The following is a 13,657-nucleotide window of genomic DNA, read 5'->3' on the forward strand; positions in this document are numbered from 1 at the left end:
ACACACGTGAAACTCACCGTGGTCGGCGGCGGTTCGACCTATACGCCCGAACTGATCGACGGCTTCGCCCGCCTGCGCGACACTCTGCCGGTCGAGGAGCTGGTGCTGGTCGACCCGGCGGCCGAGCGCCTGGAGCTGGTCGGGGGCCTGGCCCGGCGGATCTTCGCCCGGCAGGGGCACCCCGGCCGGATCGTGACGACCGCCGACCTGGACGCGGGCGTGGCCGGCGCGGACGCCGTGCTGCTCCAGCTGCGCGTGGGCGGACAGGCGGCCCGGGAGCAGGACGAGACGTGGCCGCTGGAGTGCGGCTGCGTCGGCCAGGAGACGACGGGCGCGGGCGGCCTGGCGAAGGCCCTGCGGACCGTGCCGGTGGTCCTGGACATCGCCGAGCGCGTGCGCCGCACCAACCCGGGCGCCTGGATCATCGACTTCACCAACCCGGTCGGCATCGTCACCCGGGCCCTGCTCCAGGCCGGCCACAAGGCGGTCGGGCTGTGCAACGTGGCGATCGGGCTGCAACGCAAGTTCGCCGCGCTGCTGGACACGGAGCCCTCGCAGGTGCACTTGGACCACATCGGACTCAACCACCTCACCTGGGAGACCGGCGTCCGCCTCGGCGGCCCCGAGGGCGAGGACGTCCTGCCCAAGCTGCTCGCCGACCACGGCGAGGCCATCGCCGCCGACCTGCACCTGCCGCGCCCCCTGCTCGACCGACTCGGCGTGGTCCCGTCGTACTACCTGCGCTACTACTACGCACACGACGAGGTCGTACGGGAACTGCGCACGCGGCCGTCGAGGGCGGCGGAAGTGGCGGCCATGGAACGGCAGTTGCTGGAGATGTACGGCGATCCGGCGCTGGACGAGAAGCCGGAACTGCTCGCCCGGCGGGGCGGGGCCTTCTACTCGGAGGCGGCCGTCGACCTGGCGGCCGCGCTGCTGGGCGGCGGCGGCAGCCCGTACCAGGTGGTGAACACGCTGAACCGGGGCACGCTGCCGTTCCTCCCGGACGACGCCGTGATCGAGGTGCAGGCGGCCGTGGGCGCGCAGGGACCGGCCCCGCTGCCGGTCGCCTCGGTGGACCCGTTGTACGCGGGCCTGATGGCGAACGTGACGGCGTACGAGGACCTGGCGCTCCAGGCCGCCCTGCACGGCGGCCGCGAGCGGGTGTTCCGGGCGCTGCTGGCCCATCCGCTGGTGGGGCAGTACGAGTACGCCGAGGCGCTGACCGACCGGCTGATCGCACACAACCGGGAGCACCTCGCGTGGGCGTGAGAGCGGCCGTGCTCGCCGTCGACGCGGGCAACAGCAAGACCGATGTCGCGGTCGTGGCCTCGGACGGGGAAGTGCTGGCCACCGCGCGCGGCGGCGGGTTCCGGCCGCCCGCGGTGGGTGTGCGCGCGGCCGTGGACAGTGTCGCCGAGACGGTGGGGCGGGCCTTCGCGGAGGCGGGGGTGGCCGGCGTCGACCATGTGTCGGCATGCCTGGCCAACGCCGACTTCCCCGTGGAGGAGGAACAGTTGGCGGCGGCGCTGCATGCGCGCGGGTGGGGGACGTCCGTGGATGTCCGCAACGACACGTTCGCGATCCTGCGCGCCGGGGTCGCCGAGCCGCGCGGGGTCGCGGTGGTGTGCGGGGCCGGCATCAACTGCGTCGGCATGCGCCCCGACGGCCGTACGGCCCGTTTCCCCGCGGTCGGGCGGATCTCCGGCGACTGGGGCGGCGGCTGGGGGATGGCCGAGGAGGCGCTGTTCCACGCCGCGCGCGCGGAGGACGGGCGGGGCGGCCCGACGGCCCTCGCGCACACCCTGCCCGCACACTTCGGCCTGGACTCCATGTCCGCGCTCATCGAGGCGCTGTACCTGGAGCACATCCCTCAGGCCCGGCGCCATGAGCTGGCTCCGGTGCTGTTCGCCACGGCCGCCGACGGCGACCCGGTCGCCCGTTCGCTGGTGGACCGGCTCGCCGACGAGGTCGTCGCCATGGCCACGGTCGCCCTGGCCCGGCTGGACCTGCTGGCCGAGGAGACACCCGTCGTCCTCGGCGGCAGCATCCTCGCCGCCCGGCACGCCCTCCTCGACGACGGCATCCACGCCCGCCTCGCCGCCCGCGCCCCCAAGGCCGTCCCGCACGTCGTCACCGCCCGCCCGGTCATGGGCGCGGCCCTCCTGGGCCTGGACCGCACCGGCGCGAACACCGACGCCCAGGCGAGGTTGCGCGACCACTTCGCCTGAGCACCCCGTGTACGCCCCGCGCACACCGCCTGCGGCGCCCTCCTCCCATCGGGACACGAGGGAACCGAACCGGTTCGCGGGGCGTATTCATGGGCAGGCGAAGCTGTCGGGGTCGCCTGCCGCAGGACTGCCGCGGTGCGGGGCCGGTGCCGGGGGACGACTCCCACGGTGCAGGGCCGGTGCCGGGGGGCGATTCCCGCGGTGCTTGGCCAGGTGCCGGAGAGATGTTGTCCGCACCACTGGGCCGGTGCCGGGGAGGACTTCCCCGGGGCCGGGCCGATGCTGGAGCTCCTTCCGGAGTGCCGGGCCGGTAGTGGGGGGACGGCTCCCGCAGTGCCGAACCGGTGCCGCGGGGGGACGGCTCCCGCAGTGCCGAACCGGTGCCGCAAGGCCGCTGCCTCGCTGCGATCCGATCAAGATCCAGACAAGGCCGGTGCGAATGTCGGTCCCGGCAGCGATACTTGCGGCGACGGATGACCATGGGGGAGGTCAGCAGTGACACACCCGCCGAAGAGCAGTGCGGCGCCACCGGTGCCGGTCGGCGTGCCCGCGCAGCCGGGGCCGGGAGGCCGCTCCGGCGTGCCCGTGCGCCCGGACGCCCCGGACACCGCGGCCGCCCCGCGCAGGACCGCCTTCGCCGAGGGCGTGGACCGGCTGCGTGCGGCCGCGACGACCGAGCCGGGCCGGCTGCGCATCATCGGCGCGGTCCTGGCCGCCCTGGTCGTCGCGTTCGGCGCCGTCACCGCCTGGCAGACCTCCGACCGCGCCTCCGCCGCCGACGCGGTGCTGCACGAGAGCCAGCCGCTCAGTTCCGCCGCGGCCGACATCTACCGCTCGCTCGCCGACGCCGACACCGCCGCGTCCAGCGGCTTCCTGGCCGGCGGCCAGGAGACCGAGGCGTCCCGCGACCGCTACGAGAAGGACATCCGCAGCGCCGCCGCGGGCCTGGTCGAGGCCGCGGAGAACTCCGAGCCGGACTCCCCCGCGTCCGCCACCATCGCCGAACTGAACCGGCTGCTGCCCGAGTACAAGGGCCTGATCGAGCGCGCCCGCGCCAACAACCGGCTCGGCTACCCGCTGGGCGGCGCGTATCTGCGCTACGCGAACGACAAGATGCAGACCGAGATGCTCCCGGCGGCGGAGAAGCTGTACGTCTCGCAGAACGAACGGCTGCGCGCCGACTACGCGGACGCCACGCCCTACCCGTGGCTCGCGATAGGCGCCGGCGTGCTCGCGCTCGGCGCGCTCGGCTGGGCGCAGCACCGCAACTACCGGCGCACCAACCGGGTCCTGAACCACGGCCTGGTCGCCGGCACGGCCGCCACCGCGGTGGTGCTGCTGTGGGTGGTGATCGGGCACACCGTCGCCAGAGCCGGGCTCAACGACTCCTACGACCACGGCGTGCGCTCGCTGAACGTCCTCAACGACGCCCGGATCGCCTCCCTGAAGGCCCGTGGCAACGAGAACCTGACGCTGGTCAACCGCGGCGCGGAGACGGTCGAGGTGAAGCCGGGCGAGTTCCAGGACAAGTTCGACGTCGCCTTCAAGGACTCGATGAAGGACCTCGCCGCCGGGCTCACCGCGGCCGAGGGCCTCGCCGACGACACGGCCGGCACCGAGCCGGTGAAGGCGGCGGGCGGCAACATGAAGGAGTGGCAGTCCCGGCACCAGGACGCCCGGGACGCCGACGACGCGGGCGACTACCAGACGGCACGGGACAAGGTCATCGGTGAGGCGGCCGACAAGCCGACCGGCGAGTGCTTCGATGCCGTGGACCACAACCTGGACGTGGCCCTCAAGCACGAACTGAGCCAGTTCGAGCAGGCCGCGGACGGCGGCCGCAATGCCATGACCGGCCTGACGGTCGGCGCCGCCGTCCTCGCGGTGCTGGGCGCGGCCGGCGCGCTGATCGGCATCGGCCGCAGGCTGTCGGAGTACCGGTGAGAGGGGGCGTGACGATGCGGGCACGACAGTTGCGCGCCGGCCTGAGGGGCTGGGGCGGCGTGGGTGCGATGGCGGTCGTGTGCGCCGTCGCGGCGGTGTTCGCGCTGCTGCTGCCGCTCACCCAGCCGCACGGCGACGGCAGCACCGGCGTCGGCGGCCCCGGCCTCGCCGACGGCACCCAGGTCAGGGCCGACGACTGCGAGGCCCCCCAGAACCAGAGCCTCGCCCCGTCCTCCGCCGAAGGCACCTCCGTGGCGGCGATCAAGAAGCGCGGCTATCTCTCGGTCGGCGTCGACCAGAACAGCTACCGCTGGGGCTACCGCAACCCCAACAGCACCGACGAGGATGTGCAGTTGGAGGGCTTCGACATCGACCTCGCCCGGCGCATAGCCACCGATCTGCTCGGCTCCCCCGACAAGATCCGCTTCAAGGCGATCCCCACCAACCAGCGCGTCCCGGCGATCCAGAGCGGCCGTGTCGACATGGTGGTGCGCACCATGACCATCACCTGCGCCCGCCTGGAGCAGGTCGCGTTCTCCGCGCCGTACTTCCTCACCGGCCAGCAGGTCCTCGCCCCGGTCAGCTCCGACATCGAGGGCTACGACGGCAGCCTCGCGGGCAAGCAGATCTGCTCGGCGGCCGGTTCGACGGCGTACGACAAGCTGGACGAGGACAGGAAGGCGGGGAAGCTGGACGCCTCGGCGGACATCTCCACCACCGTCCCCAACCAGCTCGACTGCCTGGTGCGGCTCCAACTCGGCCAGGTGGACGCGGTGGTGACCGACAGCGCGCTCGCCGCCAGCCAGGCCGCGCAGGACCCGACGGTGGAACTCAAGGGCGAGCGGTTCACGACCGAGTACTACGGCGTGGCGATGAACCAGAAGGCGACCGATCTGGTGCGCCGGGTCAACCGGATACTGGAGCAGTACCGCACCGCCCCGGACGGCTGGCGGGCCTCCTACGACCACTGGCTGCGGCCCACGCTGGGCGCGGACTCCGAGTCGGCGACCGCGCCCGTACCGACGTACCGGTAGGCGACACCGCGCGCCCGGACCTACGGGACGGACGGACGGACCACGCAACACGAAGCGACGAGAGGTGATCGATGGGCGCGGGACCCACCGGGCCGGTGATGGACCGGGACGAGGTGGACCGTGCGCTGGCGCGGCTCGGCGCGGAGCACGAGGCGATCGAGACCTCGCTCCTCGCCCTGCAGGACCACGCGGGCCGCAGACTCCTCGAGGGCGCGCAGCTCACCGGCGTCACCAAGGAGCGGTGGGACACCACCGAGGCGTCGATCAGCCTGCTGTGGTCGTACTTCGACGCCTACACGGCCGCACTGCGCTCCGCGCGGGAGATCCGCGCCCGGCGCCGCTGGTCCAGCCGTGAGGACCTGGTGGAGCTGACCGAGCTGCTGCACGGCACGTCCGTCACCGTCCCCGGCTCGGGCTCGGGTTCGGGCCGGCTGAGCGAGAGCTTCTCGCTGGCCGGTCTCGTCGACCGGATGAACGAGCTGTACGCCGCCTCGCTGGACATGGTCGTCGCCGCGGACGCGGTGTGGTCGGCGCTGCCCGCCCGGATAGACCTCCTCGCCGCGGAGCTCCAGCGCACCCGGCGGCTCGCGCATTCCGTCGGCGTACGCCCAGGGGAACACCCGGCGGGCGACGACCTGGAGCGCATCACGCGCACGCTCGCGCAGTTGCGTGAGGAGGTGGTGTCCGACCCGCTGGCCCACTGGGTTCCGGCCGAGGGCAGCTCGGCGCCCGGCGGCGGCCGTCCGGACACCACGGTGTACGACCGTGAGGCGCGCGCCCTGGAGGAGGTGCGCCGGGAGATCGACGCCGTGCTCACCGTGCGCCAGGACGCCGAGCAGCGGCTGATCCGGCTGCGGGACGTCCTCTCGCGCGCGGACCGCACACTGGCCGAGGCGCGCACCGCGCGCGGCGAGGTCCTCGCGAAGATCGCCGCCACCGAGGTGCCGGTGGTCAGCGGGCCGCCGACCGTGCTCCAGGAGCAACTGGCCACGGCCGCCGAGTTCCGCAGAACGGCCCAGTGGCACCGTCTGTCGCCGCTGCTCGAGTCCCTCGAGGTGAAGGCGGAGGACGAACTGCTGCGCGCCCGCGAGTCGTTGACGGCCGTCACCGCACCACTGGCGGTACGCGCCGAACTGCGCGGCCGGCTCGACGCGTACAAGGCGAAGGTCGCCCGGCACGGCCTGGCGGAGGACCCGCTGCTGATCGAGCGCTACGACGCCGCGCGGCGCATGCTGTGGAGCGCGCCGTGCGATCTGCGCGTCGCCGAACAGGCCGTGCTGCGCTACCAGCACGCGGCCGCCGAACTGCTGGGCGGCGGCACCCGCGTGCCCGAGCAGGGCGGGCCCGAGGACCGCAGAGGCTAGGGGGAGTTGGTCATGAGTCAGGCACAGCAGACCTGTCAGCGGCCGGGATGCGGCGGCGCGTACGAGGACGTGGGCGGCGGCGAGCTGTACTGCGACACCTGCGGTCTCGCGCCGGTGGTGTCGGCGTCCGGGCTGGTCGGGTCGGCGCCGACCGGCATCACCGGCGGCGGCAACAGCTCATCGAGCAGCGGAAGTTCCCGCTCCGGCACGCGCGCCAGCTCCCGTACGTCGTCGCAGTCGTCGAAGTCGCGCCGCTCGGTGTCGGGGCGGCTCTCGCGCTCGCTGTCGGGCGCCGCCACCAGCCGTTCGGTGTCGGTGCGCAGCTCCGGCTCCGCCTCCGGCAGCTCCGGCCGCGGCCGGCTGGGCGCGGGCCTGGTGCAGGTGCCGCAGGTGCCGCGGCCCGACCCGCGCGCGATGGTGCTGGAGAACCCGGAGGTGCCCGAGCGCAAGCGGTTCTGCTCGCAGTCCTCCTGCGGGGCTCCGGTGGGCCGGGCCCGCGGCGACCGGCCCGGCCGCACGGAGGGCTTCTGCACCAAGTGCGGCCACCCGTACTCCTTCGTGCCGAAGCTGAAGGCCGGCGACGTGGTGCACGGCCAGTACGAGGTCGCGGGCTGCCTCGCGCACGGCGGCCTCGGCTGGGTGTACCTCGCCGTCGACCGGGCGGTCTCCGACCGCTGGGTGGTCCTCAAGGGCCTGCTGGACACCGGCGACCAGGACGCGATGGCCGCCGCGATCTCCGAGCGGCGCTTCCTCGCGGAGATCGAGCACGCCAACATCGTGCGGATCTACAACTTCGTCGAGCACCTCGACCAGCGCACCGGCTCCCTCGACGGCTACATCGTCATGGAGTACGTCGGCGGCAAGTCCCTCAAGGAGATCGCCAACGCCCGCCGCACGCCCGACGGCCACCGCGACCCGCTGCCGGTGGAGCAGGCCTGCGCGTACGGCATCGAGGCCCTGGAGGCGCTCGGCCACCTGCACAGCCGCAACCTCCTCTACTGCGACTTCAAGGTCGACAACGCCATCCAGACCGAGGACCAGCTCAAGCTGATCGACATGGGCGCGGTGCGCCGCATGGACGACGACGAGTCCGCGATCTACGGCACGGTCGGCTACCAGGCGCCCGAGGTCGCCGACGTCGGCCCGTCGGTGGCCAGCGACCTGTACACGGTGGGCCGCACGCTCGCCGTCCTCACCTTCGACTTCCAGGGCTACACCCGCGTCTACGCCGACTCGCTGCCCGACCCGGACACCATCGAGGTCTTCCGCCGCTACGAGTCCTTCTACCGGCTTCTCGTCCGCGCCACCGACCCCGACCCGGCCCGCCGGTTCGCCTCCGCGCAGGAGATGAGCGAGCAGCTCACCGGTGTCCTGCGCGAGGTGGTCTCCCTCCAGACGGGGCGGGCGCGTCCGGCGCTGTCGACGCTGTTCGGTCCTGAACTGCGGGTGACCGACACGGAGTTGGTGCCGCCGCTGGAGGGGGAGGTGTCGCGGCTGGGAACGCGTGAGGTGCGTCCGGGCCGGCGGGTTGCCGGCACCGGAGGTGCCGGGGTGGTCGGCGTCCCTCAGCCTGGTGGAGGCGCACAGCTGTTGGGCGCCGGAGGCGCGAGTGCGCTGGGCGCCGGAGGCGCGAGTGCGGTCGGCGCCGGAGGGGCCGGGCTCGTCAAGGCCGTCAACGCCCCGGCCGCCGCGCTCGCGCTGCCCGTGCCGCGGGTCGACCCGTCGGACCCCAACGCCGGTTTCCTGGCAGGCCTGTTGGCGACGGCGCCGGCCGAACTGCTGGGCGCCCTCGCCTCGGCTCCGGCCCCGTCGGTCGAGACGCGGCTGCGGCAGATCCGGGCCTGGCTGGAGAACGGCGACGCGGCTGCCGCGCTCAACGCCCTGGCCGGGCTGGAGGCGGAGCGGCCCGACGACTGGCGGGTGGTCTGGTACCGGGGCGTGGCCTCGCTGGTCACCGGCGACCGGGAGGGCGCGGCGCTCGCGTTCGACGCGCTCTACGACGCCTTCCCCGGCGAGACGGCCCCGAAGCTGGCGCTCGGCCTGTGCGCGGAGGTGCTGGGCCAGCTGGACAACGCCGCCGAGTACTACCGGCTGGTGTGGACGACCGACCCCGGCCATGTGAGCGCCGCGTTCGGGCTGGCCCGGGTGCAGCTCGCGACGGGCGACCGGCGGGCCGCCGTGACCACGCTGGAGTCGGTGCCGGAGTCGTCCATCCACTACACCGCGGCCCGGGTCGCGGCTGTCCGGGCCCGGCTGCGGCAGCGGACGGCGACCGCCGGCGACGTATCGTTCCTGGAGGATCTGACCGCCGCCGCGCGGCAGGTCGAGGCGCTGGACGCGTACGGTCTGGACCCGACCCGGCGCGAGCAGTTGTCGGCGGAAGTGCTCGGCTGCGCCCTGGACTGGATACTCTCCGGTGGCCAGGGTTCCGTTCCTCCCGCCGCCGGAGGACGGACGCTGCTCGGCAGCGGACTGGACGAGCGGGGCCTCAGATTCGGCCTGGAACGCTCGTACCGCACGCTGGCCCGGCTGGCGCAGGGCGGCGAGGAGAGGATCGACCTGGTGGAACGTGCCAACCGTTACCGCCCCCGGACATGGGTGTAATTGATGTCGCAGATGCCCCAGCAGGCCTCGTTGTCGAGGTGTCCGAGCTGTGCGGAGCCGCTGGAGTCGGGTGACCGTTTCTGCGGTGCGTGCGGATACGACCTGTCCGCCGTGCCCCAACGGCCCGACGACCAGCCGACCCTGGCCATGAACGGCTCCGCGCCGGCCGGCGCCGCGCCCTGGCCGGGAGCCGCCGAGCCGGACTCCTCCGACGTCCCGGCCCCGGTGCACGTCCCGGCGGACCTCCCGGGCACGGACTCCGGCGGCGGCCCGCTGCACGCGGCCCCGCACGTCCCGCCGCCGCCCGCCGCCGCTCCGGCCGCTCCGGCCGCTCCGGCCGCCCCGCCCGCCACGGACGTACGGTTCGACCATCCGGCCACCGAGCCGGACGAGTACCCGCTGCAGGCCCCCGACCCGCGGGTGGCGGAGCTAGGCGGGCTGGGCGACGAGCCGACGCTGTGCGTGGCCTGCCGGGCGGGCCGGGTGGACGGCGACGGGTACTGCGAGAACTGCGGGCACGCCCAGCCGCGGGAGCGCGACCACATGGAGCAGGAGTGCGGCCCGATCGCCGCAGTCAGCGACCGCGGTCTGCGCCACCACCGCAACGAGGACGCGTTCGCCGTGGCCACGGCCGCGCTGCCCGACGGCACCCCTGCCGTGCTGGCCGTCGTCTGCGACGGCGTCTCCTCCGCGACCCGCCCCGACGAGGCCTCGCTGGCGGCGTCGCAGGCGGCGAGCGAGTCCCTGCTCGCGGCGCTGCCGCGCGGCACACACCCGCAGACGGCGATGCACGAGGCGATCGTCGCGGCCTCGCACGCCGTCAACTCCCTCGCCGACGAGCCCGAGACGGCCCGCGAGCACGCCCCGCACCAGAACGCCCCGGCCTGCACCATCGTCGGCGCGGTGGTGACCGCCGGGCTGCTGGTGGTCGGCTGGGTCGGCGACAGCCGCGCCTACTGGGTGCCGCTGGACCGCTCCGCGCCCGCCGCCCGGCTCACCGAGGACGACTCCTGGGCCGCGCAGATGGTCGCCGCGGGTCTGATGAGCGAGGCCGAGGCGTACGCCGACGAGCGGGCCCACGCGATCACCGGCTGGCTCGGCGCCGACGCGTACGAACTGGAGCCGCACACCGCGTCGTTCAAGCCGGACCGGCCCGGCGTGGTGATCGTCTGCACCGACGGCCTGTGGAACTACGCCGAGGCGGCCGAGGAGATGGCCGACGCCGTCCCGCAGGACGCGGCCGTACGCCCGCTGCACAGCGCCCGCGTTCTGGTCGGCCACGCCCTGGACGGCGGTGGCCACGACAACGTAACAGTGGCCGTCGTGCCGTTCCCCGCACCGCCCCAGGGGGCAGGATCGGCCTGAGGCTCGAAGGAGCCCGCAAAGCGCCGCACCACGCGTCACAGCACGTCACAGACAGACACCACAGACACAACGGGGAAGCAGCGGCGGGCCGGAGGGGACCGGCCCGCCCACAGTCATCGGCCCCGCCGCGGTGGGGCCGTCGAGGGGGATTCACCACGCATGGCCAATTTCTCGAAGTCGAACGTGCCGCAGTTCTCGGTGGACGTGTACCAGAACGAGTACCTGCCGGAGGACGGCCGGGAGGTCAACGCGATCGTCACCGTCACCGCGACCGGCGGCGGCACCATCGGCACCGCGGTGACCGCGTCCCACGTCTACACGCACGGCCACGGCCCGTCCGCCGCGGTGGCCCTCATGGTCGACTGCTCGGGCTCGATGGACTACCCGCCGACCAAGATGCGCAACGCCCGCGACGCCACGGCCGCCGCGATCGACACCCTGCGCGACGGCACGCACTTCGCGGTGATCGGCGGCACCCATGTCGCCAAGGAGGTCTACCCGGGCGGCGGGCGCCTCGCGGTCGCCGACGCCACCACCCGCGAGCAGGCCAAGCAGGCGCTGCGCCGGCTCTCCGCGGGCGGCGGCACCGCCATCGGCACCTGGCTGCGGCTCGCCGACCGTCTGCTGTCCTCCGCGGACGTCGCCATCCGGCACGGCATCCTGCTCACCGACGGCCGTAACGAACACGAGTCACCGGAGGATCTGCGCGCCGCGCTGGACGCCTGCGCCGGGCGTTTCACCTGTGACGCACGCGGCGTGGGCACCGACTGGGAAGTGAAAGAAGTCACAGGGATCGCCTCGGCCCTGCTCGGCACCGCCGACATCGTCGCCGACCCGGCGGGGCTCGCCGCCGACTTCACGCAGATGATGGAGACGGCGATGGGCAAGGAGGTCGCGGACGTCGCCCTCAGGCTGTGGACGCCGGTCGGCACGACCATCAAGTTCGTCAAGCAAGTCGCGCCCACCGTCGAGCAGTTGACCGACCGCCGCACCGAGGCGGGACCGCGCGCCGGGGACTATCCGACGGGTTCCTGGGGAGACGAGTCCCGTGACTACCACGTGTCCGTCGAGGTGCCGTCCGCCGGCATCGGCCAGGAGATGCTGGCCGCGCGGGTGTCCCTGGTGATCCCGCAGCCCGACGGCAGCGTGCAGAACCTGGGCGCCCAGGGCCTCGTACGGGCCGTGTGGACCGACGACATGGCCGCCTCCACGTCGATCAACCCCCAGGTCGCCCACTACACCGGCCAGGCAGAACTGGCACAGGTCATCCAACAGGGGCTGGATGCGCGCAAAGCGGGCGATTCTGATGGAGCAACGGCCAAACTGGGCCGCGCCGTTCAGCTCGCGAGCGCCTCCGGGAATGCCGATACTGCGAAACTGCTTGCGAAGGTGGTGGACGTGGTCGACGCGGCGACAGGTACTGTGCGACTGAAGGCGAAGGTCGCGGAGGCCGATGAAATGACCCTCGAGACCCGGTCCACAAAGACTGTTCGTGTAAAGAAGTAACGCCGTACGACCCTGTACGGCCCTTGTTGGACCCTTGCAGGACACGGAAGGAAAGGGGGACGCGCCGACATGCCGACCTGCCCGAACGGACACCAGTCGGGTTCCGACGACTGGTGCGAGGTCTGCGGTCACCGCATGGCCGGTGCCGTACCTCCGCCGCCGCCCCCGCCGCCCGCGCCGACCAGCGGCTACGGCTTCCCGCCGCCGCCTCCCGCACCGGGCGGCCCCGGCGGCGGGCCCGCCCCGCACCCGGGCGCGGTGCCGAACCGTGAGCCGGAGCTGTGCCCGCAGTGCCGTACGCCCCGTGAGGGCGGTGCGCCGTTCTGCGAGGAGTGCCGGTGGAACTTCCTCACCAACACGGCCACCTCGTACACCCCCGCGGCACCGCGCCCGCCGGCCGGTGGCCCGGGCGCGCCCTTCCAGCGGCCGCCCGCGGGGCCGTCGTACGGCGGCACGGACTCCTTCGACTACCAGGGCTCGCGCCCGTCCCAGATGAACCGGCCCGCCGAGCCGATCCCGCCCGGCCCGCCGTTCGGCTCCGACCCCTCGCGACCGGTACCGCCTCCGCCGGGACCGACGCCGGGGGCGCCGGGTATGCCCGGCGGTCCGGGGATGCCTGGTGGTCCGGGGATGCCTGGTGGTCCGGCCTCGGGTCCCGCGTTCCCGGGTGCGCCGGGGACGGGACCGGGTGGTCCGGGTGGTCCGGGTGGGCAGGGGGGTCCCGGTGGTCCGGGGGCTGCTCCGGGCGGTCCTGGCTCGGGTCCGACGTTCCCCGGGGCTCCGGGTCCCGGCGGCCTCGGCGGTCCCGGTGGTCCGGGGGCTGCTCCGGGCGGTCCTGGTTCCGGTCCCACGTTCCCTGGGGCTCCGGGTCCCGGAGGTCCCGGCGGTCCGGGCGGTCCCGGCTCAGGTCCCACGTTCCCCGGCGCTCCGGGTCCCGGCGGCCCGGGTGGCCCCGGCGGCCCCGGTGCTCCGCAGGCCTTCCACCGGCCCGGTCCGCCGCCCGCGCCTGCGTTCCCTCAGGAGAACGGCCAGCCGCACCCCGGTGGCGCCCCCACCGGCGGTGACGACGACTGGCTGCTCCCGCCGCCGTCCTCCACCGGCCCGGGTGGCCCCGGCGCCCCGCAGCCCGGCGGTTACGGCTACCCGCAGCCCGGCCAGGCCCAGGCCGCGCCGCCGCGACCGGCGACCTGGACGGCGACGATCGGGCCGGACCGCGAGTACTTCATGGCGATGATGCAGCGCTCCGGGCCCGAGGCCGCGGGGCTGAACCTGCCCGCGTACTCGCCGGAGCAGCAGCGCACGCTGACCGGCAACCAGCTCACCATCGGCCGGCGTCGGCACTCCACCGGGGAGACGCCCGACATCGACCTGTCGGTGCCGCCGGAGGATCCGGGTGTCTCGCATCAGCATGCGGTGCTGGTGCAGCAGCCGGACGGCGGGTGGGCCGTCGTCGACCAGAACTCGACGAACGGCACGACCGTGAACAACTCCGAGGAGCCGATCCAGCCGTTCGTGCCGGTGCCGCTGCAGGACGGCGACCGGGTGCATGTGGGCGCCTGGACCACCATCACGGTGCGCCGCGGCTGAGCTCCGAGCGCCATAGCCCTGC

At 73.9% G+C, this 13,657-nt stretch carries 9 protein-coding genes; all 9 read left to right on the top strand.

Annotation, left to right across the window (positions count from 1 at the left end):
* Positions 1-6: 6 nt before the first annotated feature.
* On the top strand, positions 7-1,272 hold the full coding sequence (locus ACIQ6Y_RS11260) for a 6-phospho-beta-glucosidase (RefSeq protein WP_404035716.1): 1,266 nt from the start codon (positions 7-9) through the stop codon (positions 1,270-1,272).
* The gene (locus tag ACIQ6Y_RS11265) at positions 1,263-2,231 is read left to right on the top strand and encodes an N-acetylglucosamine kinase (protein WP_404035718.1); all 969 of its coding nucleotides are present in this window, start codon (positions 1,263-1,265) and stop codon (positions 2,229-2,231) included. The genes ACIQ6Y_RS11260 and ACIQ6Y_RS11265 overlap by 10 nt, the downstream gene beginning before the upstream one ends.
* Positions 2,232-2,726: 495 nt before the next feature.
* A complete protein-coding gene (locus ACIQ6Y_RS11270; RefSeq protein ID WP_404035720.1) occupies positions 2,727-4,175 on the top strand; it encodes a hypothetical protein in 1,449 nt (482 codons plus the stop codon).
* Between the two features lie 14 nt (positions 4,176-4,189).
* Entirely contained in the window at positions 4,190-5,209 is a 1,020-nt protein-coding gene (locus ACIQ6Y_RS11275) for a glutamate ABC transporter substrate-binding protein (RefSeq protein WP_404035723.1), read from the top strand.
* A 71-nt stretch (positions 5,210-5,280) separates the two neighbouring features.
* On the top strand, positions 5,281-6,573 hold the full coding sequence (locus ACIQ6Y_RS11280; protein WP_404035726.1) for a hypothetical protein: 1,293 nt from the start codon (positions 5,281-5,283) through the stop codon (positions 6,571-6,573).
* Positions 6,574-6,585: 12 nt separating this feature from the next.
* A complete protein-coding gene (locus ACIQ6Y_RS11285) occupies positions 6,586-9,177 on the top strand; it encodes a tetratricopeptide repeat protein (protein ID WP_404035729.1) in 2,592 nt (863 codons plus the stop codon).
* The gene (locus ACIQ6Y_RS11290) at positions 9,178-10,542 is read left to right on the top strand and encodes a PP2C family serine/threonine-protein phosphatase (RefSeq protein WP_404035732.1); all 1,365 of its coding nucleotides are present in this window, start codon (positions 9,178-9,180) and stop codon (positions 10,540-10,542) included. It abuts the gene before it with no gap.
* Positions 10,543-10,701: 159 nt separating this feature from the next.
* Positions 10,702-12,048, top strand: a complete 1,347-nt coding sequence (locus tag ACIQ6Y_RS11295; RefSeq protein ID WP_404035735.1) for a VWA domain-containing protein — start codon at positions 10,702-10,704, stop codon at positions 12,046-12,048.
* 69 nt (positions 12,049-12,117) lie between these two features.
* Positions 12,118-13,635 carry an FHA domain-containing protein gene (locus ACIQ6Y_RS11300; RefSeq protein WP_404035738.1) on the top strand — a complete coding sequence of 506 codons (1,518 nt, stop codon included), beginning with the start codon at positions 12,118-12,120 and terminating at the stop codon, positions 13,633-13,635.
* Positions 13,636-13,657: the final 22 nt, after the last annotated feature.

This window comes from Streptomyces sp. NPDC096205, from assembly GCF_044763135.1.
Taxonomy (GTDB): domain Bacteria; phylum Actinomycetota; class Actinomycetes; order Streptomycetales; family Streptomycetaceae; genus Streptomyces.